The organism is Heyndrickxia sp. FSL K6-6286 (genome assembly GCF_038630395.1).
GTDB lineage: Bacteria > Bacillota > Bacilli > Bacillales > Bacillaceae_C > Heyndrickxia > Heyndrickxia oleronia.
The window spans coordinates 3,680,020-3,703,096 of sequence record NZ_CP152029.1 but is presented as its reverse complement, the minus strand read 5'-3'; the positions used below and the strand labels follow the sequence as shown (position 1 = coordinate 3,703,096).

Sequence of the window (23,077 nt, the reverse complement as noted above, 5' to 3'; positions counted from 1 at the left end):
ACTTGTTTATTTTTGTCATGGATAAATGATGAGAAGTGTTAAAGAAGGTGCTGTTGCTATTTAAGTGAAGTTTTAACAAATAACGATCGGCATGGAAAAAAAGCGACAAAATTTTATACAAACAGCATACGATACGAAAACAGCGTGTAGGAAAAATATGTTATTATAAAGTGAATAATGAGAATACTATCATTCATGCGGAGGAAAAGGATTGAAAACATTTCTTTATCGCTATTTATGGCTGGGAAAAATGCTATCCATTTTTATGGAGATTTTTTATCTTTTTGCTGTTTTTTCATTCGTTTATAAAGAGAGACAATCATTTTTCGATTTGGCCATTATCACATTTTTGATTATGATGGGCAGAAATCTTGGAAATACACTAGCCTCAACCTCATTGCGAATAAATATCGCTTTACTTTTTAGCGCTAAATCCATATTCATTTTAATCGCCTATTATTTATTATCAGAACATTCTTTGTATATCGTTTTACCTACAATGGTCCTATCAGCTATTGATGGTTATATAAAATATCAATCCAACCGACCTTATTTAAGCATTACTAAAAGAGAAGAAATAGCAACTGTTGGTGGATTTCAATCGTTTATTGACCAAATAACGATGATTATTGGATGGCTTCTTTCCATTACTCTATTTGTTCAAGTGAACTCTTTTGGTTTACTAATTATAGCTTGTCTTTTGGGACTTATTTGCTGCCTTATATATAGTAGTAGTCCTAAAAATAAGAATATGATGATGCAAAAAACAGGTGATGTTAAACAACCATTTCATTCGTTTAATAATAGGATTTCTTTCCTATTTATGGTAGATATGATATTCAATGTTGCGTGGGTCTCGTCAATGATCTTTGCTTTTGTAGAAAACCATTTAAAGCAGGGAATAGTTTGGTGGGGGATTTTTAATAGCACCTATATTTTAGGCATGCTAATGGTTCATTTTATAATAAACAAATACCATATGTTTTTTGCATATCGACGTTGGAAAGTCCAATTTTTCTTGACAATACTGACAATATTATTCATTGCTGTTTTTGCTTTTAATGTAAACATTTACCTTTCGTTGTTTTTAATACTTTTCTTTGGCTTTAGTCAACAACTAAAAGAAAAAATCCTCTATACTGAATTAATCAAGCAAATGGATATCCAGACAATATCGAATTTTCATCAAAGGCTAAGTATCCATTCTTCCTTCGTGATATCCGTATGTGTTTTAGGTGCTGGATTGATCGTAGATCATTTTGGTATACAAGCGATCTATCTTATAACAGGGCTAGTTTCATGTCTTTCACTGCCATTCTACATTTCTAAAATGCGTAAACAAGCTGCATGACATCAGGTCATTCAGCTTGTTTATCCTCAGTTCGATTCATAAAAAAACCACTAAAAAATACAATTCCTGAACAAAAAAAGAGGCCCATAGTAAATAACATCCAGCTTAAGGTCAAATCAATGCTTAATTCCATTTTTTTTGCTCCAAATACATAGACAAGTCCTGAAAGTAATGCGATGCTGAAAAATAATGCAAAGGGGCGATTTTTATTTGGATGGTTTTCTTTATACATTTTCCTTGAGCTTCGAACCCCCATTATTGTAGCGACAATTAGGAATAACATGACTCCTATTAATAATATGAATCCCATGAAAATCCTCCATTCTATCGTGAATATTTTATCATATACACGATGCAAAATAGATGAATGATATTAGGCATTTTATCAAACATTAAAAGTAAAACTAAAAAAAGGCGGAAATGAAGGGATGATTAAAATTAAACAATGGATCTTGATCATTTGCATACTTTTATGTGTATTTGTTAATGAACAGGATATTCAAGCAGAATCCTCTTCATTTCAAGTAGCTTTTGTTAGAAATGGGGATTTGTGGACTAAAATTAATAGGGAAGAACAGCAATTAACGAAAGGTGGAGCAGTGACCAACCCTAAATGGTCGTTCGATGGAACCTGGCTTGCATATAAAAAGAAAGATGAGCTTTGGGCCTATCATATGGTTACGAAAAAACACTTTTTACTCTATAAAAGCTCTGCCTCGAACTATCAATGGTCACCAGTCGATAATGTTCTCGCTTTCCAGTATGATGGAACCCTTAACATCATTGATATGAGCAGTAAAAATAAAAGTGTAAGTAATATTTCTGTAGGTATAGGAAATTACTCATGGTCCCCAGACGGTAAAGAATTTTTAGCTTCTTCTACAGCAACTATTCAGCCCACTGGGTGGACAAATGTTGAATTGTACAAAATTCCTATCGATTCTAAGAAAAAAATCGAACATTTTTATACACTGCCAACACAATCGAAGGATTTTTTTGCCATTCAAACAAGTCAGTTTAAGTATTCAGAAGATGGGATGTGGATTGCCTTTTTAGCTATACCTACTGCATCTTGGTCAATGGATGAAAATCGATTATGTATGATTCGGACGGATGGTACGAACTTCATGAATTTAGATTCCATGATTTTGAATGATGCTTGGTTTAAATGGGCGCCCACTAAAAACTTCCTTGCCTATATTTCTGGTGAAGGAAGGATGGCGATTGAGAACAAGCATTTAAAGATAAAGGTCTTGCCAACAATGAAATCTAATTCTACTTATACCCCGAAAGGCTATGTGGATTGGGATTTTACTTGGCATAATCCATCCCTCATAACCATAGCGAGAGCAAAAGAATCGGAGTGGTCTAATAATCCTAGCAAAAGACCTTTACCTTCTTTATATCAAATTGATATAAAGTCCATGCAACAAAATAAAATTACCTCACCGAAGAGCGACTATGGGGATTACCGACCAGAGTATATTTCAAAGGAGAGGAAACTTACATGGTTACGCTCGAATCGACAGACGACAGATATGTGGTTAGCAAATAGCGAAGGAAAGCAAGCAAAAATTTTCATTCAACAGATTGATACGGTACCTGATTATTATGAAAAGAGGAATTGGGATGAGGTCATCGATATCTTTCAAAAATGATTGAGGGGGAGACAAGGTTCTCCTCTTATTTATTTGGTATTCTTTTCCCTGACATTCATATCTTCTAATTTTTTCATTGATTTAAGTGTAAGACGGAAAACTTCACTCTTGTCGGTAAAGAATTCCCTTCTGCTTCTCTTTAAAAAATAATAAATGGAATATAAAAGAAAAGAAACGGATGGTTATAATTCCACTACATGAATAGTCCACCACTTTCATATATTGTGTTAAAGATGGTTTGTAACTTGTGCGCAGTTTTGGACTTTTTTAGCGGTGTCTATTCATGAAGGGAGAATCGAGTATGAGACATGATGATCAAAAATCATTAGAATATGCAATCTCTGAAATAACAGAAATCGCTTCTGGTTTTGGCTTAGATTTTTATCCGATGAGATATGAAATATGTCCTGCAGATATTATTTATACGTTTGGTGCCTATGGAATGCCTACCCGTTTTTCCCATTGGAGCTTTGGAAAACAGTTTTTTAAAATGAAGCTTCATTATGATTTAGGACTTAGCAAGATTTATGAATTGGTGATTAATTCGAATCCGTGCTATGCCTTTTTGCTTGATTCAAATTCTTTAATCCAAAATAAATTAATCGTTGCTCATGTTTTAGCCCATTGTGATTTCTTCAAAAATAATATTCGATTCCAAAATACGAAACGAGATATGGTAGAAAGCATGTCCGCAACAGCAGAAAGAATTCGTGCGTATGAATTAAAATATGGAAAAAAGGAAGTAGAAACCTTTATTGATGCGGTTTTAGCTATTGAAGAACATATCGACCCTTCATTAATGAGACCGAAGCTTGCATGGACCATGGATGATGAAGAGGAATGGGAGGAAGAAGAAAAAAGTACACCATCTCCATATGATGACTTATGGTCATTGGATCAAACAGAAAAAAAATCAGTCAAAAAGAAAAAGAAGAAGAAATTCCCTCCTGCACCTGAGAAGGATATTATGCTGTTTATTGAACAGTATAGTCGTGAACTATCTGACTGGCAAAGGGATATAATGACGATGATTCGTGAAGAAATGCTTTATTTTTGGCCACAGCTAGAAACAAAAATCATGAATGAAGGCTGGGCATCATTCTGGCACCAGCGTATCCTACGTGAAATGGATTTAACGAGTGATGAGGCTATAGAATTTGCTAAATTAAATGCTGGGGTTGTTCAACCATCAAAGACTGGAATCAATCCATATTATTTAGGAGTAAAAATATTTGAAGATATCGAAGAGCGGTGGAATAATCCAACTGAAGAGATGATCAAACGTGGAGAAAAACCAGGTACTGGGCGCGAAAAAATGTTTGAGGTTAGAGAGATTGAAGGCGATATTTCCTTCCTACGCAATTATTTAACAAAGGATCTAGTCATGCGGGAGGATATGTATTTATTCCAAAAGCAAGGTCGGGACTATAAAATAGTAGATAAAGAATGGGAAAAGGTTCGAGATCAGCTCGTAAATATGCGAGTCAATGGTGGCTTCCCCTACATCACAGTTAATGATGGAGATTATATGAGAAATGGAGAATTGTACCTCAAACATTGGTATGAAGGCATTGAATTAGACTTAAAATACTTAGAAAAAGTTCTGCCCTATCTTCATCAACTTTGGGGAAGAACAGTCCATTTAGAATCAGTAGTTGAAAATAAAGAACTATTATTTAGCTATGACGGGCGCACAGTGCAAAGAAAGTATTTATAAGCGGGAGATGAGTGAGTATGGGATTCATACTCACTTTTTTATTGAGAATAGTTAAATAATGTGTTTATTGGTCCATATGTAGTTTTTTTATTCCTATTAAATGGCAAATTATTTTTTTAAAATTTTTAAAAAATTATTGAAAATTAAATTTAATATTGTCTGAATTTATATATAATGAAAGTGATCGAATAATGAGGGGGGTAAGATGAAAAAAGTTAGATTTCAGTTATTTATATTCGGTTTAACAATGTTGTTTTTTCTACTGACTTCTCGATATATGGGGCTACATCCGTCAGGTTATGATTTTACAGCTACAGATACCATGATAGAAGTAAGAAAAGGAATTTTTTCACCTCAGACTGTTCAGGTTAAAATTTCAGATGCTACTGCACTTAGTTTAGCAAAAATTGAAGTAGCCATAATCAATTTACAAAACCATTGGTATTACTATGTATTTATACTCTCATTAATGGTAGCCCTTGTTTTAGGGGTTTTTAATAGTAAATATAGATTTAATTTAAGCTTATTAACCTACTCAAGTTGGTATTTTTTACTATTACTCATTGTAATAGGAGGAGGCTGTTTTATTTTCAATAAGGACATTAGCAATGTCAACGCCCTTTTTCATTCGTTTGATATAATCAAGTAAATCATATTGCCCGTTTGTCCAGTATTTCAGTGTTATTATATTACTCCGATACCATTTAATTTTTAGTACATCCGTAATGAATAGTAAATGTGGACAAAGGAGGTATTATTCCTTTCTTGAATGGATGCAAGATATGAATTTTCTAATCGCTCATGAGGTTACTGATGTACTCCTTATCATATCCAAAAGAAATGGTTCCACATATTAGATTAGAGATGTTTTTGAAACGAAAGACGATATAGAGGAATTTTGGTGTTTGGAATATTTGGTCAAGGAATTACCTGATGAATGTAAGGCCATATTAAACGATTAATAAGATTAGGAGAGACTCGGACAGAAGACGAAATTTACTAGTAAAGTAATTATCCATGAACCAAGATAAAGCAGGCGAAAAAAAATACTTTTGACAATAATGTAGGATTAATGGGGTTTCATATGAAACAAATAACAACATTTTAACCAAAGTTTTAATAAAACTATCTAGAATAATGGTTTTGCTTAGAAGAGGCTGCAAATTTGTGTTTTAATTTTATAGGTAACCAGTTTAGAAGAAGCGATGGCAAAATTCTTTTGACCATCGCTTTTGTGCTTCTTATAGATTAAATTAATCCACTTATTAAACAATAGAGGATTACCAATCAATACCATGTTATATTTTATTTTGGAATTGGAGGTATAAAATGCAAATCAAATTAATCATCGATGAGAAAATTGAAGAAACAGAAATCCAGATTCATGCTAATACTTTTACGGATGAAATTGAACAAATAATGAAGTTTTTAAAGTCCTCAAAAACTGAAGTCATTGATGGGTATTTACAACAGGAGATATACATGTTGAAAATCTCAGATATATTTTTTGTTTATTCAGAAGGGACAAAAGTTTATTTTCAAACAGACGAAGATGAATATGAATCAAAACTTAAGCTATATGAAGTGGAGGAAATTTTAGAAAAGGACTTTGTGCGTGTAAATAAATCAACTCTCGTGAATATATCTAAAATTTCATTTATGAAGATGGAGAAAATCGGCATGATGCAACTCGTAATGGAAAATGGGACGACAGCTCATGTAAGTCGCAAGTATTTAAAAAACCTCAAGAAACGACTGGGAATTGGGAGGGATGGGAAATGAAAAGAAGTTTTCACTATGCACTTCTGGGAGGTCTAATTGGTTTAAGTACCTCTTACATCATCATTACAATTGTATTATTACTAAATCCAAATGAAGTAATGAATGGTTCAAAGCTTTTAGTGGAATGTATTTTAGCAATTGCTCTTGGAGTAGGTTGTGGTCTTATTTCGCTTATTTTTTATTATGATCGATATTCAAGTTTTGTTAAATTAACGATTCATTATGTGGTCATTTTAATCCTTGTGTTAATTTGTGGGGCAATTGGTGATTGGTATGAAAACCCTATCGAACAACCCATTAGTTTTATCCTATTTATTACGATTCAGATTGTCGTTTATATCGTGATTTTTACTGTGATTTATTGGATTGATTTACGAGAGGTAAAAAAAATTAATGAGAAGTTAAAAAGAAGATAATTTTGAGGGTAAAGATTAGGTTAACAAAAGAGAGAGCGTTCAAGGATATTATTTATTTCTAGTTCAAAATCTATCAAAAAAGTTTCAAAAAATGGGAATCACCCATTGATACGAGTAAAATTAGGAGTTTGAAAAATTATGAAAAAATTCTACTGGTTTATCTTCAATTTTTTAATTATTGCAGTAGCTTGTTATGTCGCTGTTCAATATTTTATTATGGACGGAACCCATGCAGGGTTTGTTCAAATGAAATTGATGTTTCTTTCTAAGCTAAGTACATTTTGGTATATCGTGTTATTTATACATGCTGCAACAAGTATAGTGGTGTTGGTAATTGGTCCTTTCACCATATCGAGAAGGTTTAGAGAAAAAAATATCAGTCGCCATCGAATATTGGGTAGGATCTATATGGCTGGCATATTATTCGGTGGTCCGACAGGGTTATATTTATCTTTTTATGCTACTGGAGGATTAGTAGGAAAGACTGGTTTCGGTCTATTATCTATATTCTGGATGATATCAGCATATAATGCATTTAATAGAGTTAAGAATATGCAAATTCAGGAACATCAAAATTGGATGATCAGAAACTATTCTTTAACCTTCGCCGCAGTTACATTAAGAATATGGTTACCTTTATTTGTGTGGCTGTTTGGCTTAGAGAATTTTGAACTTAGTTATGCTGTTATTTCCTGGTTAGCTTGGGTACCAAATCTAATAATGGCAGAGGTGGTTATTAAACAAAATCTACGGAAAAGCCATTATCAGAAGAACAACCATCTTGACATTGTGAAGAAACCTACTTAAATAGTAATGGCATTTCTGTAAGACAAAAACGTTACTAAAGGAGGAGGGGATTTGAAGAACATTATTGAATATTTACTTAGAGATTCACCATTCTGAAGAACGAATACGTGCTTATTAAAGCTCATATAATAATTAATCTTTTCTAGAAATATTCAAGGAGAGAATTGATACATAAAATGAAGATGAATAGTAAGTGGAAGGTTAGGTTGATTTAGGAGGTTCCTTAAGGCGGAGGGGTGTATTGGATGGATAATATTGAATTACTGAATTTAGTTCCTAAGTTTTTAGATTTTTACAATAGAGCAAATGATGAAGACATTAGTGAAAATCAAAGATGGCAATTATGGGAAGAGAATTACAATTTTGCAGCGGTTCCACCTGGGGATGAAGGAAGAAAAATAGCTAGAGATTTATTTCAACATGCCTGGGAAAGATACCACCAGCATATTGATTATTTAAATAGGTGGGAACCAAGCAAAAAGGATATAGAGGCTACTCTAACACGAATTAAATATTTATTAGGATATGATAAAGTAATTGATCTAGTTGTTATTTATTTTGTTGGCTTTTTTGAAAATAATGCTTTTGTTGCTCCATATGATGAAAACAGATTAGCTCTTTGCCTTCCAGTTGAGTCATCTAGCGGATCTATTATTACACTTTCACATGAATTAACACATATTGTACACGCGAAAACAGCGAATTTAACTAGTCAGTGGGAACGTTCAGTAGGTTCTACAATTTTACAAGAAGGATTGGCAACCCAAGTTAGTAAATATATTGTACAAAATGAACCTGATGAAGCTTATATTGAGCATAGAAACGGTTGGCTTAATGAGTGTAAATTACATTAACAGATATGATTAAAGGGATAATACCATATCTTGAAGATTCTTCTTCTGAGGCAATTCATCAGTTTACATTCGGTAATGGAACAACCAATTTAGAAAGAGAAGCCTATTTTGTTGGGTGGGAGATCGTTCGATATCTACTCGAACAAGGAGTATCTTTTAAACAGATGGCTAGCATACAGGAAGAGGATATACCCAATTATTTAAGAGAAATATTAGTAGAGTTAAATCAATGGATAGATTAGGGAATTTGAAATAACGTACTAATCTAATGAAAAATAAGTTTGTATTTATCTCTAAAAAGAACACATTCGTATTAAGGTAGGAACAAATAAAGAAAATATATTTAATGGGGGGAGAGGTCGTGGAACAATGGCTTAATGTCCAAACACTTATCTGGTTATTCCCGATTGCATTTGTTCTACATGACTTGGAAGAAATTATTATGGTTGAGAGGTGGATGGATAAGAACAGACATGTTATCTATGACAAGTTACCAAAAAAAATTGCCGATAAAGTGATTAAACAATTTTCAATGTCTACGGCACAATTTTCCGTTGCCGTATTTGTTATTTTTATTTTTGTAAGTAGTTCAACCTATATGGCAAGTCAATATATTAATGGTGGTCCACTTGGCAATATTTATTTTTTTACTATTATGCTATTAATCTTCTTTATACATGTCTTTACTCATATTGGGCAGTCTATTACTCTTCGGTCCATTACTCCAGGTGTTATAACTTCTATAGTCATAATTTTTCCTTATAGCATAATAATGTTTAATTCATTATTCGAAAATCAATTAATTACTTGGAACACGATTTATGTCAGCTTACCTTTTATTATATTCATTGTTCCTGTTTTGTTTTTTGCTCATTGGCTTGGAAAAAAAGCGATATAGTTTCAACTTAATCAAAGCGCGGCTTGCTTTAAAATTTTTATTCCTAGATGTTTATTTATTGACTTTAATCCACTACATGATAAAGATGTCTATAGGACGTTGAATTTAAGGGGGAGAATATGGAATCTAAGCTAATTATTATACGAGGAAACTCAGGGAGTGGAAAAACAACGACAGCGAAAAATCTTCAAAATGATTTGGGGCATGGAACGCTCTTGGTTTCTCAGGATATTGTTCGACGTGAAATGTTGAAGGTCCATGATAGAGATGGGAACCTCTCAATTGATTTGATTCGCCAAATCACAGAATACGGTAAAGATAGATGTGAGTTTGTTATTGTCGAGGGTATTCTGTATAAACATCGTTATGGTGAAATGTTGAATCACTTAATCCAGTTTTTTAATCAAAAGGCATATACATATTATTTTGATTTATCTTTTGAGGAAACAGTCAAACGTCATAACTCAAGTTCGAAAAAGATGGAATTCGGAGAAGATTCTTTACGCGACTGGTGGACTCCAAATGATTATCTAGGAGTAGATGGAGAAAAGATCTTAACTAATGATATGTCACAAAACGATGTATTGAAATTGATATTAAATCAACTGCAAATGTAGTTATTCTGATTAGGTTATTCATTCGGTTATAGAATAAGATGATTTAATAAGGAAAGTGGCCTAATTAGAAGGGATTTTTTGATTAGGCTTTTATGAATAAGAATTGATTCTCTGGAGCAAAATTAGAGGTCATGTAAAGCAGGGACTAAAATTGTTGAAAATCATATACCTTAGTTATAGATGATGTTAATCGAAGAAAGATTAATGCTTTCTTTGTAGAAATTTTTATGTTCGGAAAATTATTGGTAAACTTGAGAATGATGATAGACTGAATAAAGAAAATAAGCGTGATGGTTACATTTATAAGAGATGAATAGTAAAGAAGGATGTGCAAAGTGATGGATTTCGAAACAGTTATGCAGGAGCTTGAGGATCTCGGGAAGGAACGAACGAAAAAAATCTATATTTCCAACGGTGCGCACGAACCGCTTTTTGGGGTAGCTACAGGTGCTATGAAACCAATGGCAAAGAAAATAAAAATAAATCAACCTCTAGCTGAGAAGCTGTATTCCACCGGTAATTATGATGCGATGTACTTTGCCGGAATTATTGCTGACCCAAAAGCAATGACTGAATCGGATTTTGATCGTTGGATCGATGGAGCATATTTTTATATGCTGTCCGATTATGTAGTGGCAGTAACATTATCAGAATCTGATATTGCACAAGATGTTGCCGATAAATGGATTGCAAGCGGGGACGAGTTAAAAATGTCAGCGGGATGGAGTTGCTACTGCTGGCTTTTGGGAAATCGATCGGACCATGAGTTTTCCGAAAGCAAGATTTCCACTATGCTTGATATGGTGAAAAATACGATTCATCATTCTCCAGAAAGAACGAAATCTGCTATGAATAATTTTCTATATACTGTGGGGGTATCCTTTTTACCATTACATGAAAAGGCAGTCGCGACAGCAAAGGAAGTAGGTATAGTAGAAGTTAAGCGGGACAAGAAAAAGAGCAGTTTCCTAAATGCTTATGAAAATATTCAAAAAGAAATTGAGAGAGACAGGCTTGGTTTTAAACGTAAATATGTAAGATGTTAAAAATCATCTGAATAACGGGTGTTGGTCCAAGGAGGATTAACGCTCTTTTTGTTGAAGTATTTAACTAAATAGGCTAATTGTCTATCTATTTTCATATTATACATATTAGGACTTTAAATGTAATTTTGATAGAAAGTGGTTTCATACTGAACCTCCAAACCAAACATTATTTTTGGATGCTTTTGTAAAATCCACTATTCTAAAGAAAAACAAATCAATCTAAGCAGGTGTATATGAATGTTGGCAAAAGAGCAAGCTTCCTTTGAGAGTTTTATAGATTCGCCAGAACAGCTAAAAAAAATATATAGACGTGTGTTGTTCGTCGTGAGCTTATCACAAATATTTGGTGGGGCAGGGCTTGCAGCAGGAGTTACGGTAGGTGCTCTTTTGGCACAACAAATGCTTGGAACAGATGCCTATGCAGGAGTTCCATCTGCTTTAATTACTTTGGGTTCAGCGGGTGCGGCTTTTCTCGTAGGAAAGCTTTCACAACGTTATGGGCGTCGTACAGGTTTATCAACTGGTTTTATTGTAGGTGGACTCGGAGCAATTGGCGTAGTCATTGCTGCCATGATGAATAGTGTCATTTTATTATTTGCATCGCTCTTAATTTATGGGGCAGGAACTTCGACCAATTTACAAGCTCGTTATGCGGGGACTGACTTAGCAAATAGTAAACAGCGAGCAACTGCGATTAGTACGACCATGGTGATGACAACATTTGGGGCAGTGGTAGGACCGAATTTAGTAGAAATTATGGGCAAATTCGCAGTGTTTATAGGTGTGCCTTCTCTTACAGGTCCATTTATTTTATCAGCTACAGCATTTATCTTGGCAGGGATAGTGCTTTTTAGTATGTTGCGCCCTGATCCCCTAGAAATTGCTAAAAGGATTGCAGCGTATAAGCAGGTTAAAGGGCATGGAAATAAATCAGATTCTGTCAATAGGTCAAGAAATAAAAGCGGTCTTATGGTTGGTGCAACAGTCATGGTTCTAACTCAAATTGTGATGGTTGCTATTATGACGATGACACCAGTCCATATGAAACATCATGGCCATGGATTATCTGAGGTAGGATTAGTGATAGGATTTCATATAGGCGCAATGTATCTGCCTTCACTTGTCACAGGCATCCTTGTTGATAAAATTGGACGAACAGCAATGAGTATAGCTTCAGGGATTACATTGTTATGCGCTGGCCTGTTAGCAGCATTAGCACCAAGCGATTCTCTTGTTCTATTAATAATTGCTCTATCTTTACTTGGATTGGGGTGGAACTTTGGTTTAATTAGTGGAACGGCTCAAATAGTTGATTCTACAGAGCCTTCAACCCGAGCAAAAATTCAAGGAACCCTCGATGTTTTTATCGCATTAGCAGGGGCTTCAGGTGGAGCCCTTTCGGGAATGGTGGTAGCTAATGCAAGTTATACAGCATTATCTTTGAGTGGGGGTCTTTTATCCTTACTTCTTATACCAATTGTCATCTGGTCTCGTAGAGGGAATGCATAATAGAGGTTTAAAAGAAATCACTTTTTTAAGAATGAATGGAAATGAATGTATCTTAGGTAAAGTCTTGTTACTGCAAAATGTAATAGGGCTTTTATTTTTGAAATTAAAAGTATGATAAGATCGTGTTGTGATAGAAGGTAAGAGTCATAAAATGCAGATGATGAACAAGTATTTTCGTAAAACTGCTCGTATGGTATTTATGAAACTGTATTTGCTACTTCTTCGAAATAATGGTCCTTATATTGGATAATTTTAATATATCATCAGGTTCGGGTTTGTAACGAAACTTCTTCCAATCAGTGGAGCTGCTTTTAGGTAAACATCTTTTCCTTTACTTTAAATAAAAAGCATCCCTTGTTAAAGGGATGCTTACTATTGTTGCTCTTTCTTCAAATCATCTGCAATCGTCCAGAAGTTTTTGTCTGTAATTCTACAGCTGTTTTTACATCATTAAAGATAAAACCGTATAAGTCGATTGCTACTCTTTCATCATGGACGGTCAGTGAATAAAATAGATTTTTCAATACCTCTAGATAAAAAATGTATTTTCTAAAAGAAGGTTCACTTTTTAAATCATCTTATTTATAAAATTTCACACGGTCTTCAAGTGGTTGGAATTCTTTTTCACCCACTGGAGCTGTTGGATTACCAAATGGCATTTGCGCAATAAGCTTCCAATTACCAGGAATATTCCATTCTTTTTTCACTTCATCATCAATTAGGGGATTATAATGTTGTAAAGATGCTCCTAATCCCTCTGATTCCAATGCTGTCCACACAACTAATTGGTGCATACCTGATGCTTGGTTTGACCAAATTGGAAAGTTATCAGCATATAAAGCAAATTGTTCTTGAAGTGATTTAACTACGGCCTCATCTTCAAAGAATAATACTGTTCCATAACCTGCTTTAAAAGAATCCATTTTCTGTTGAGTTCCTGTAAAGTCTCCGTTACCAACTACTTTTCTTAATGTTTCAGTTGTAATGTCCCATAATTTATTATGTGCTTCACCAGTTAATACAACTAAACGTGCAGTTTGAGAATTGAAAGCTGACGGAGTGTATTTTACAGCAAATTCTACTATTTCTTTAATTCTTTCGTCTGATACTTGTACTTCCTTATTAATTCCATAGTAAGAACGTCTTTCTTTAAGTGCAGTATAGAAATCTTTTGTCATAGTCTTACTTCCTCCTAAATTTTACTATCCTTCAAATCTAAAATAAACTGCTGCTTGTCCAATCTACTTCAGAATTACTAACCATTCTCTTTTAATGTATCCTGAGTATTAAGTATTTACACAAGTTTGAACAAGAGTATTTAAAATATCTTGAATAAAGGTATCTTCAATTCGAGATAATTATATTAAATCAAATTCGTATAGTCAACAAGAAAGCTCAAATTACATCGATAAGAATAAAATAAAATCTTGCAACTATTTTCGAAACTTCGCGCCTTTATTACAAACTCGTACTTTAATTCAAATTCACAACAATCCTAATTTCTTGAGATTGCATATAGAAATTAGGATTTTTAATATTGTTGTTTCCTTAACATTGTAAATCCGCATTTATCTTCATTTCATTATGAGAACCATGATCAAAGGTTCTCACATCTTTTACAAGTACACAATGTGTAAAAACAAGGACTTGCTAATGTCCATGTTTCACTTAGAGATGTAGTCCAAAAGTATCAAAAAAAAACACCTTACCGCCAAGAAGATAATAGGAGTAAGGTGTTTTTAAGTAATTTTAATAAAACATAGAGTTCCCTAAAAGAAATTAAGCAATCTCGTATGGAGGATACGTTTAACGGGATGCTTTTGGCGGTTGGCATACGTCACATTTACGTTGATGATTATTTTTAAATTTTGTAAATGTTTTTTCAAAATTGCTGCCACATGCACATTTAAATTGTAACTTTTGAGAAAAACCATGAAATTCAGTCGTTAACAACTTACTATCTGAATTCTTCTCAACGAATTCCTTAATTTTATCGATTGTCCATCGTTTATTCATTCTCTAACACCTCAATATTTTGACATCATAAACGGAGGCTTTTTTATGGCAACCGTTCTATTATGAGTAAAAGTAGTCATCTCATCATCATATGAGCAAACATACAATGAAACAGATCGTTTATTTTGCTATCCTTTTAGTCCTGATTAAACCACAGCTGTTCTTTGTCATCCACATCACCATTATAATTGATTAGAATTTCATCCCCAGCTTTTATATCTGTGTAAGCAAAGAAATCAAATGTGTGATTTTTAAAGTTAATCTCATAAATTGCATTAGGTTCATAAGAATGGTTAAACAACATTCCATAACCAAGAAGGATTGCAGAATGATTTATGCCATACTCAAAAGCGTAATCAGCGAGTATGGTTTGTTCAATGTATTGATGCTGGTCGTTTGGATAGGAAATGACAGGTGCTTCATGGATAAGTTCTCCTTTTTTGATATCACATGTCGCAAATACCCCTCTATTGAATTCTCCATCACTTAGTGGAGATGTTTTTATTTCAATCATATTGTTCGCCTTCCCACTTTAAAAATTTTCTTACTAACTGTATCATTAAATTGGACAAAAAGCTCATTTTATTTAATAAAACCGAATCTTTTTATTCTACTTCATCTATGTAAGCAAGTGTGTTGCTTTAAGTACTACCATTGAATTTCAAATGGTTGGTGCTATTCTATATTCATCCCTCTACCTACAGTTAAAACGCATGTCCTGCACTAACCATATTTGTTGCCTTTATTTATTTGTGGACGAAATAGCGTTTCATCGTTTTCTAGCTTAGCATCAATAAACGCCACAATACTTTGAAGATCATGTATTTGAGTCATGACTTTTTCTTTATATTCTAAAAGAGTTCTTTTTAACTCGGGAGTAGAACTAAGTTTATCTTTTACAGGATATTGTAAAAGATGTTTCATCTCGTTTAATGACATTCCTGTTTTTTTTAGACAAATGATTAGTTCCATTCTCTCTATATCTTCTTCATCGTATATTCGATGTCCATTCAGTTTTCTTTTTGCATAAGGAAGCAAACCGATTTTTTCATAATAGCGAATCGCATCTTCGGTTAAACCGGATTTCTTGGATACTTGCTTGATAGAATATGCACCCAAATCATCACCCCTAACTTGATTTTATTATATGTTAGAATTTAATCCACCGTAATCTACAGCCTAATAGATGTAATTAAAAACTAAACGAGAAACTCATTTTTGTAAATATCATACAGTCGATTAAGAATCGTCCCCTCATACTCCGAGAATTTAATTACAGTTTCTTTGCCCTTGTTTATAAAAATCCCAGTAGTTTCACTGTTGAAATCGAAAGCAGCATCGTATAAGCGAGATGCACCTTTACTTGGCGGAGAAAAAATAACGTTTCTTATTGGAATGAGGTAACTGGGTATTCTTTTGCCTTTAGTCAACTTCGTTCTGTTTGGTCCTGGACAGACACTACGGATTTTTATTCCCTCAATCAATAGCTTCGGAGCAATTCCATTTGTCCACAGCGAAAGGGCTAATTTACTGTTCCCATATGGACCTATAATCTTTTTAAATGGAATGAGCTTAGGATCGATTACTGTATTTAAGTCAAATTGCTTTAAAAATAATAAAGAATTGGAAGATGTATTAATGATTGTTTTATCCTGGCCCTGTAGTAACAGTTCTTTAAGTTCCATCGTAATGATGTAGGGTACTAATGTATTAACTTCAAAATGCATTTCACGTCCCTGTTTGGAATATTTGTATTCAGCAAAACAAACTCCTGCATTATTGAAAATCAAGTCAAGCTTGGCCTCTCTTTTCTTAATCTGACCTAGTACGTTTCTTAGGCTGGAGAAATCGGCTAAGTCAGCTTTATATATTCTTAACTTTTTCTTTCTAAGAGCATCAATGATTATTGGGTGGTCATTTGGAAAGTCAGATCGTATTAAAGAAATTACTTCCATTCCTTGGGATAACAGATTTTTCGTCAGCTCCAAGCCAACCCCAGAGTTAGCCCCTGTAATCAAAACTACTTTATTTTGTGCGTTCATTTTGTTCTTCCTTTCTGTGTTCCAATAGTAAACACAGAATACAACTTGGAGTGAACACCAAGTCAAGATAAATTGATTTAATTACAATATTGTGATTCAGCTTAGAGAAACTCTACTAGTATTAATAGCACATATATCAAATTTTAGATTTTGAAAAAAACCAAATACAGAAACTCCGTACTATAAAAAATGAAATAAAAATTGTAATCCAGCTGATATACCATTCCCAATGTATGTAATGAATGAGTTCGGTGTAATTTTCTAAAATTATTTCACCGATCGTCAATACTGTGCTGAAAACTATATAATAAACCAACTGGATAAGGGGACTTCGATGATTTGGATACCATACATTAAAAACGGCACATGTGACTGGAAAGAAATAAAATTCATAGTCAAAGCTAGTCCGGTTAATTGAAGCAAATGACCGAATAGGATATTCAATCAGTCCCAATTCTACGACCAATAGACCTACAAGAAAAGTAATGACCTGTTTAAACAAAAAGGCAACTACTGCAAGTCGAATTTTATTTTTTGGTATAAACAATAGAATTCCTGTTGTTACTGCATACAAAGATAACAAGATCCACCATTCAATCCTCATTAGTGCCTCCAACGTACGAATGAATCGGAGTTTTTTCCTTATAGAACCAATTACAGCAGACTAGACTTATAGAAAAAAGAAATCCAATGTAAATCCACATACCTAACCAAGTTAAGGATCCATATTTTATTAAATCTGTATATCGTTCGAGAATGTAATCATAAATGGTGATGATAGAAATCCATACGAAAAAGGATGTAATTTTTAACCAAAGACTGTTCATTGACTTGCTATGTACATAATAAATGGAAAATAATATCGGATAAAAGAAATAATTGATTGTAATCGTGAGGTCAGTTGCTTTAGGAAATATACGAACGGGCGCACTTAACAAACCATATGTAAAAGAAGGCATATCACACAGCCAAATCAATGCTTGAAACATAATAGCGGCTAATAATCCCTTGCGCCGATCCTTTTGTGGTATAAACAGAATAAAGCCAATCGTTCCGAATAGCCACATTGCTGTCAAAATCATGTACTCCTTTACCATATTACAGAAATCCCCCTCCTATAAGAGAAGTATTGTTTTAGTATTTTGCCACCAAAGTTCATTTTTAATTATTTTCCAATCTACTTTGTTTTCCCTATTAAGGAAGTAACACATGATATAATATCTGTTAATTAAATAAACAGATTGAAATAATCAGTTATACGCTACTTTGATGTACTAATAAGGACATTTGGTATAAATTACTTCAACTAAGCTTTCAGGAAATGTCGTAAAGGATTATCTGCATAATCATTTTGAATGATCTATGAGTATAAAGATATAGGAGAGAATCTGGATGAACTTAAAAAAAATGTGGGAGAAGTATGGGAATGAAACCGAGTTTAACTTTTCCGTAATATCCGAGTTTATAGATGAGTTTGGGACAGAGTTAGTGTTTGAACCAAACTCTGTCATTATTTCTAGAGGAGACTTTCCAAATCATGTCTATTTCATTAAAGATGGCATAGCTATGGGTTTAAGAGATTATGAAGATGGAAGTGATTATTCCTATTTTCAAGTGGATAAAACGAACGGAAACATAGGGTTATTGGAGATAATGTCTAGAAGAGAACAATACATTGCCACGATAACCTGTTTAACAAAAGTAACGGCAGTTAGAATAGAGTCGGCATTAGTTTATCAGTTGATTATGTCAGATATCTCCCTTTTGAGACGATGTTCTGTGTTATTAGCTGAAGATTTATATATTAGTTCAGGAAACGATGGTATTTTTTATCAATATAAAGGTATTGATCGAGTCAGATATTTTTTGATTAGATATTATGAGAGGAATAGTAATAAAAATAGTCTAACGAGATCAATTTATATTGATGATCAATATAAGGATATTGCAAGTCAAATAGGGCTAAGCATTCGTACAGTTGGTAGAAGCATCAAACAATTAAAAGAATTGAATGAGATATCAAGTTCTAATAGAAAATTAACGATGTCAAAACAGCAATATATAAAGATGAAACATAGTATAAATGAATGAAGTGCAAAAATGATAAAGTTCACTCCAAAGGCGATATCCTATAAAAAGAATATCCGAACGTTATCGAATCTTTTCGCAAGGATTTGATGACGTTCGGATTATTTTTTGCCTGAAAAAAATAGTTGTTCCATCTCATTATGAAATATCAAGCGAAAGGACATTTGACCTTTTATCCGCTTTATAGCTGAATATATACTATATTTAAATCTTATATCTAGTGAACAATGAAATGTTAGCGCTTTAAAATAAATGATTACTGGAAGCAATATTTATTTGTGACATGTCATTTATACATATGAAATTTTAAATCTAATAAAAAGGAGCAGGATGATGAAAAGAGGGATAAGGTATGATTTTTCATTACTAGCATTATTATTAATCCCAGTAGGTGTTTCATTAAATGTAGTTGGTTATCAACTATCGACTATATTAAAGTTGCCAGTTTTTGTTGATCAAATAGGAACAATAATGGTATCGATGATTGCAGGACCTTGGATTGGATTGCTAACTGGTCTTTTAGGAAATGTCGTAAATGGGATGCTTAATCCTATTGCAATAGGGTTCAGTATCGTGTCAATGAGTATTGGTTTTGTATCAGGCTACTTATCAAAATGGAAATTTTATACGAATATTTTTGGTATCATTCTATCTTGTATACTATTAACAATTGTATCAGCATTCACGGCAGCTATCGTTACAGTTTTTATGTTTGGTGGAGTAACTGGTGCAGGGACAGATTTAATTACAGCAACGTTTCTTGCAACAGGAAAAGAATTATGGAATTCCGTTGTATCCACAAATTTAATTTCAGGTTCTATTAATACAATCATAAATTTCGGTATTAGTTGGCTAATTATTAGAAGAGTTCCAGATAGATTTTTAATTAAGTTAAATTATGGTGAGCCATATATTAAGAATGGGGGAAATGTGAATGGATAGTCGTATTGGAAAACTTTATCCTTCATCTAAATTTGCTTTTGTCATTCTAATTATTTTATTAAGTATGTTCACACCTGGATACATATTCCAATATATGGTTCTTCCATTCATGTTACTAATAAGTCTTTGTTCCAGAACAGCTACTAAGTTTTTAGCAACGTTTGTGAAGTCAATCGTAATTGTTGTGTTATTTATATTTATTATCCAAGTTTTTATTGTTGTGAATGATGATTCTCAAAAAATTTGGGGAATCATTCATTTTTCTCAAATTGGTTTAACGACAAGTTTAAATATGACAGCAAAGATTATTGCTATCAGTTCTAGCGTTATTTGGTTTTTCCAAGTCACTAGTGTAAAAGATATTATCTATGCTTTAGAGAAATCTGGAGTTTCTCAAAAAGTGACTTTTGTAATCGCTTCTACTATTCAGCTTATTCCGCAAATGATGAGTTTATCTAAAACGATCACTGATGCTCAAAGATCTCGAGGAATTGAAACCGAGGGGAGTATGTTCGTTAGAATGAAAGCTTTTGTTCCTATGATCGGTCCGTTAGTTTTATCATCTATTCAACAAATTGAAGAAAGAGTGTTAACTTTGGAATCACGCGCTTTTTCTTCTGGAGCAAAAAAGACATCCATTTACGAACTTAAAAAGCAAAAGGCTGATTATCTGATTATAACGTTATGTGCAGTCATTCTAATCAGTTATATTGTTTGGAGGATACTATCATGAGCATTCTATCGTTAAAGAATATTAGTTACAAATATCCTTTAGAAAATAAAGAAACGATTCACGATGTTTCATTTGAGTTTGAAAAAGGACGCGTCTATGGTCTAGTGGGAGCAAATGAGTCAGGAAAAACAACATTATGCAATATCATTAGAGGCTTTATCCCTGAACTTTACAAAGGGCAGTTAGTAGGGGACGTAATGGTAAAAGGGAAACATTTAAATGAATATAATATCGGAGAGCTTGCCACAATCATCGGTTATTCGTTTCAAAATCCTTTTACCCAGCTATCCGGGGTAAAAGATACCGTATATGAGGAGCTTGCTTATGGGATGGAAAATATAGGTGTGCCACGTGATGAAATGATAAAAAAAGTTAATGATCTAGTCAAAATGTTTCGCTTAGAAGATTTGATTAACAAGAATCCTTTTGAATTATCGGGTGGACAAAAACAAAGGGTTGCAATAGCGTCAATCATTGCTTTAGATCCTGAATTTATCATTTTGGATGAGCCAACTTCACAATTAGACCCTAAAAGTAGTGAAGATATTTTTAAAATTATCCATCTTTTAAAAAAGCAAGGTAAAACCATCTTGCTAGTGGAGCATAAAGTCGATTTATTAGCGGAGTATTGTGATGAAATTCTATTAATGAGTAAAGGACAGCTGGCTATGACCGGTCCTACAAAAGAAATTTTATCAGATCCTAATGTGCTGAAGTATGGAGGACAATTGCCACAAGTAGCGTTATATTATATCCAAAAGACTAAGGACCATCATTCGGAAACTGCGGATACGATACCTTTAACAGTACAAGAAGTTCAGGACATCTTACGTAAGGATGGTGAAGTGTAAGTGCCTTATCTATCACTAAAAAATGTTTGGTACACATATTCGAACGGTTATGAAGCTGTTCAAGATATTAAATTAGATTTTGAACTAGGTGAATCAGTTGCCATAATTGGGCAGAACGGTGCAGGGAAGACAACGACAGTTAAACTAATGAATAGGTTGCTAATACCAACGAAAGGTGAAGTTTTAGTAGAGGGTGTTTCTACCAAGAAGGCAACGACTGCAGAGATTTCTAAGAAGGTTGGTTATGTATTTCAAAATCCCGATGATCAAATTTTTCAAGATACTATTTATAAAGAGATTGCATATGGCCCTAAGAACCAAAAATTAGGAGATGCTGTCGTGAAAGAAAGAGTAGAGAAAGCAGCTGAAATTTGTGGTTTAACAGAGTCTTTAGATGAACATCCTTATAACTTACCTTATTCGAAAAGAAAATTTATCACTATGGCTGCGGTAATAGCTATGGATCCGCATGTGATCATTTTAGATGAACCTACTGCTGGACAAGATAGAGAGTCAACTGAACGGTTAGGCAATATTATTAACTATTTATCAGATCAAAAGAAAACAGTAATTACGATTACGCATGATATGGAATTTGTTGTACGTGAATTTAAACGAGTGATTGTTTTTGCGGATAAACAAAAAAGAAGAGATGCATCACCAATGGAAATATTTTGGGATGAAAAACTTTTAGAATTTAGCGATTTAAAACAGCCAGTCATTTGCCAATTGGCTACTATTTTAGGCTATGAAGGCGTATTAACAATTGAAGATTTATTGGAAAGGGAAAAACATGAAAAATATAATAATTGATTGTGATCCAGGACATGATGATGCCTTAGCTATTTTGACAGCGATAGCTAATTCTAACAAATTAAATATATTAGGAGTTACAACGATTGGTGGTAATCAAACATTAGAAAAAGTTACAACGAATGCAAAAAACATATTGGAATTTGTAAATTCTACTATTCCGCTAGCAATGGGACAGTCAGAACCATTAACAAAAGATCTCTGCGTTGCTCCAGAAGCTCATGGAGAAAGTGGTATGGACGGCCCTTACTTTAATGGAGAAAAGTACCCAATCACTTCAAACAATGCTATTTTATTTATGTATGAAACAATAATGAAATGCAATGATAAGGTGATTTTAGTTGGTTTAGGTCCATTGACTAATATAGCGTTATTAATAAAGGTATTTCCTGAGGTTCGAAGTAAAATAGAATACATTAGCATTATGGGTGGGGGACTTGACCGTGGCAACAAAACACCATTGGCTGAATTTAATATTTATGTAGATCCCGAAGCGGCACAAATAGTGTTCCATTCTGGCATACCTGTTGTTATGTCAGGTTTGGATGTCACGGAGCAGGCTGAAATAACTATAGAAGAAATTAATTCACTAAAAAATAAAGGTAGAGTCAGTCATTTAGCTTACGAACTACTTCATTTTTACAATAAATCGGGCAGACAATTTGGTTTTATCAATAGCCCGATTCATGATTTATGTGCAGTGGCATATATATTAAATCCTAAGATGTTTTCTGGAACTTCCTACTATGTCGATGTGGTGACAGAAGGAAAAGCAAGAGGATTAACTTTTGCTGATAAAAGATTAGTCGCAAACCAAGCAAAAAACATACTAGTATTAGAGAAGGTTAATCGAGAAATGTTTATATCTGAGTTAATAAATGCTTTAGAAGTTTTGGATGAGATATAACCATTGAAAAAAATCATTTAGAAACACTAA

The 23,077-nt window shown here is 33.4% G+C and carries 28 protein-coding genes; 19 read left to right on the top strand and 9 right to left on the bottom strand.

The window, feature by feature from the left end:
* The first annotated feature begins 211 nt into the window (after window positions 1-211).
* The gene (locus MHI39_RS18655) at window positions 212-1,351 is read left to right on the top strand and encodes a hypothetical protein (RefSeq protein WP_342539919.1); all 1,140 of its coding nucleotides are present in this window, start codon (window positions 212-214) and stop codon (window positions 1,349-1,351) included.
* Between the two features lie 7 nt (window positions 1,352-1,358).
* On the opposite strand, the gene MHI39_RS18650 is transcribed toward MHI39_RS18655, so the two are convergent.
* Complete coding sequence (locus tag MHI39_RS18650; RefSeq protein WP_058004979.1) at window positions 1,359-1,661, bottom strand: hypothetical protein; 303 nt, start codon at window positions 1,659-1,661, stop codon at window positions 1,359-1,361.
* Between the two features lie 127 nt (window positions 1,662-1,788).
* Between MHI39_RS18650 and MHI39_RS18645 the strand changes: the two genes are divergently transcribed.
* From MHI39_RS18645 to MHI39_RS18590, 12 genes are all read left to right on the top strand, one after another.
* Window positions 1,789-3,009, top strand: a complete 1,221-nt coding sequence (locus tag MHI39_RS18645; RefSeq protein ID WP_342541463.1) for a translocation protein TolB — start codon at window positions 1,789-1,791, stop codon at window positions 3,007-3,009.
* Window positions 3,010-3,310: 301 nt separating this feature from the next.
* A complete protein-coding gene (locus MHI39_RS18640) occupies window positions 3,311-4,726 on the top strand; it encodes a SpoVR family protein (protein WP_342539918.1) in 1,416 nt (471 codons plus the stop codon).
* Window positions 4,727-4,931: 205 nt separating this feature from the next.
* Complete coding sequence (locus MHI39_RS18635; RefSeq protein ID WP_342539917.1) at window positions 4,932-5,375, top strand: hypothetical protein; 444 nt, start codon at window positions 4,932-4,934, stop codon at window positions 5,373-5,375.
* A 680-nt stretch (window positions 5,376-6,055) separates the two neighbouring features.
* Window positions 6,056-6,508, top strand: coding sequence for a LytTR family DNA-binding domain-containing protein (locus MHI39_RS18630; protein WP_212942641.1), 453 nt, complete (start codon window positions 6,056-6,058; stop codon window positions 6,506-6,508).
* Window positions 6,505-6,924 (top strand): DUF3021 domain-containing protein, encoded by a 420-nt coding sequence (locus MHI39_RS18625; protein ID WP_212942640.1) that lies wholly within the window; start codon window positions 6,505-6,507, stop codon window positions 6,922-6,924. The genes MHI39_RS18630 and MHI39_RS18625 overlap by 4 nt, the downstream gene beginning before the upstream one ends.
* Before the next feature lie 138 nt (window positions 6,925-7,062).
* The gene (locus MHI39_RS18620; protein ID WP_212942638.1) at window positions 7,063-7,731 is read left to right on the top strand and encodes a DUF2306 domain-containing protein; all 669 of its coding nucleotides are present in this window, start codon (window positions 7,063-7,065) and stop codon (window positions 7,729-7,731) included.
* 245 nt (window positions 7,732-7,976) lie between these two features.
* Complete coding sequence (locus MHI39_RS18615; RefSeq protein WP_341043410.1) at window positions 7,977-8,585, top strand: hypothetical protein; 609 nt, start codon at window positions 7,977-7,979, stop codon at window positions 8,583-8,585.
* Window positions 8,586-8,590: 5 nt separating this feature from the next.
* Complete coding sequence (locus MHI39_RS18610; RefSeq protein ID WP_341043409.1) at window positions 8,591-8,827, top strand: hypothetical protein; 237 nt, start codon at window positions 8,591-8,593, stop codon at window positions 8,825-8,827.
* A 119-nt stretch (window positions 8,828-8,946) separates the two neighbouring features.
* A complete protein-coding gene (locus tag MHI39_RS18605) occupies window positions 8,947-9,483 on the top strand; it encodes an HXXEE domain-containing protein (protein WP_341043408.1) in 537 nt (178 codons plus the stop codon).
* A 119-nt stretch (window positions 9,484-9,602) separates the two neighbouring features.
* Entirely contained in the window at window positions 9,603-10,100 is a 498-nt protein-coding gene (locus MHI39_RS18600; protein WP_341043407.1) for a kinase, read from the top strand.
* Window positions 10,101-10,438: 338 nt separating this feature from the next.
* Entirely contained in the window at window positions 10,439-11,146 is a 708-nt protein-coding gene (locus MHI39_RS18595; RefSeq protein WP_212942633.1) for a DNA alkylation repair protein, read from the top strand.
* A gap of 237 nt (window positions 11,147-11,383) precedes the next feature.
* Window positions 11,384-12,655 (top strand): MFS transporter, encoded by a 1,272-nt coding sequence (locus MHI39_RS18590; protein ID WP_342539916.1) that lies wholly within the window; start codon window positions 11,384-11,386, stop codon window positions 12,653-12,655.
* Window positions 12,656-13,044: 389 nt separating this feature from the next.
* Here MHI39_RS18590 and MHI39_RS18585 read toward each other — a convergent pair whose 3' ends face one another.
* The 8 genes from MHI39_RS18585 to MHI39_RS18550 all read right to left on the bottom strand — a co-directional run bounded on the left by MHI39_RS18585 (window position 13,045) and on the right by MHI39_RS18550 (window position 17,810).
* Complete coding sequence (locus MHI39_RS18585) at window positions 13,045-13,179, bottom strand: hypothetical protein (RefSeq protein WP_276513968.1); 135 nt, start codon at window positions 13,177-13,179, stop codon at window positions 13,045-13,047.
* 54 nt (window positions 13,180-13,233) lie between these two features.
* Window positions 13,234-13,833, bottom strand: a complete 600-nt coding sequence (locus MHI39_RS18580) for a nitroreductase family protein (protein WP_071977153.1) — start codon at window positions 13,831-13,833, stop codon at window positions 13,234-13,236.
* 628 nt (window positions 13,834-14,461) lie between these two features.
* A complete protein-coding gene (locus tag MHI39_RS18575; protein ID WP_180212745.1) occupies window positions 14,462-14,671 on the bottom strand; it encodes a hypothetical protein in 210 nt (69 codons plus the stop codon).
* Window positions 14,672-14,807: 136 nt separating this feature from the next.
* On the bottom strand, window positions 14,808-15,185 hold the full coding sequence (locus tag MHI39_RS18570; RefSeq protein WP_212942629.1) for an SET domain-containing protein: 378 nt from the start codon (window positions 15,183-15,185) through the stop codon (window positions 14,808-14,810).
* Between the two features lie 209 nt (window positions 15,186-15,394).
* The gene (locus tag MHI39_RS18565; RefSeq protein ID WP_342539915.1) at window positions 15,395-15,790 is read right to left on the bottom strand and encodes a MerR family transcriptional regulator; all 396 of its coding nucleotides are present in this window, start codon (window positions 15,788-15,790) and stop codon (window positions 15,395-15,397) included.
* 80 nt (window positions 15,791-15,870) lie between these two features.
* Window positions 15,871-16,713, bottom strand: a complete 843-nt coding sequence (locus MHI39_RS18560; RefSeq protein ID WP_212942625.1) for an SDR family NAD(P)-dependent oxidoreductase — start codon at window positions 16,711-16,713, stop codon at window positions 15,871-15,873.
* A 136-nt stretch (window positions 16,714-16,849) separates the two neighbouring features.
* The gene (locus MHI39_RS18555; RefSeq protein ID WP_342539914.1) at window positions 16,850-17,317 is read right to left on the bottom strand and encodes a CBO0543 family protein; all 468 of its coding nucleotides are present in this window, start codon (window positions 17,315-17,317) and stop codon (window positions 16,850-16,852) included.
* Window positions 17,307-17,810, bottom strand: a complete 504-nt coding sequence (locus MHI39_RS18550; protein WP_212942621.1) for a CBO0543 family protein — start codon at window positions 17,808-17,810, stop codon at window positions 17,307-17,309. Before MHI39_RS18550 ends, MHI39_RS18555 begins: the two co-directional genes overlap by 11 nt.
* A 295-nt stretch (window positions 17,811-18,105) precedes the next feature.
* Here MHI39_RS18550 and MHI39_RS18545 point away from each other — a divergent pair, with 295 nt between their 5' ends.
* The 6 genes from MHI39_RS18545 to MHI39_RS18520 all read left to right on the top strand — a co-directional run bounded on the left by MHI39_RS18545 (window position 18,106) and on the right by MHI39_RS18520 (window position 23,047).
* Complete coding sequence (locus MHI39_RS18545) at window positions 18,106-18,804, top strand: Crp/Fnr family transcriptional regulator (protein WP_180212750.1); 699 nt, start codon at window positions 18,106-18,108, stop codon at window positions 18,802-18,804.
* 330 nt (window positions 18,805-19,134) lie between these two features.
* Window positions 19,135-19,743, top strand: a complete 609-nt coding sequence (locus MHI39_RS18540; protein WP_342539913.1) for an ECF transporter S component — start codon at window positions 19,135-19,137, stop codon at window positions 19,741-19,743.
* Complete coding sequence (locus MHI39_RS18535) at window positions 19,736-20,476, top strand: energy-coupling factor transporter transmembrane component T (protein WP_342539912.1); 741 nt, start codon at window positions 19,736-19,738, stop codon at window positions 20,474-20,476. Before MHI39_RS18540 ends, MHI39_RS18535 begins: the two co-directional genes overlap by 8 nt.
* Window positions 20,473-21,327 carry an ABC transporter ATP-binding protein gene (locus MHI39_RS18530; RefSeq protein WP_342539911.1) on the top strand — a complete coding sequence of 285 codons (855 nt, stop codon included), beginning with the start codon at window positions 20,473-20,475 and terminating at the stop codon, window positions 21,325-21,327. Before MHI39_RS18535 ends, MHI39_RS18530 begins: the two co-directional genes overlap by 4 nt.
* The gene (locus MHI39_RS18525) at window positions 21,328-22,140 is read left to right on the top strand and encodes an ABC transporter ATP-binding protein (RefSeq protein ID WP_342539910.1); all 813 of its coding nucleotides are present in this window, start codon (window positions 21,328-21,330) and stop codon (window positions 22,138-22,140) included.
* Window positions 22,094-23,047 carry a nucleoside hydrolase gene (locus MHI39_RS18520; protein ID WP_280616805.1) on the top strand — a complete coding sequence of 318 codons (954 nt, stop codon included), beginning with the start codon at window positions 22,094-22,096 and terminating at the stop codon, window positions 23,045-23,047. The genes MHI39_RS18525 and MHI39_RS18520 overlap by 47 nt, the downstream gene beginning before the upstream one ends.
* The last annotated feature ends 30 nt before the right edge of the window (window positions 23,048-23,077 follow it).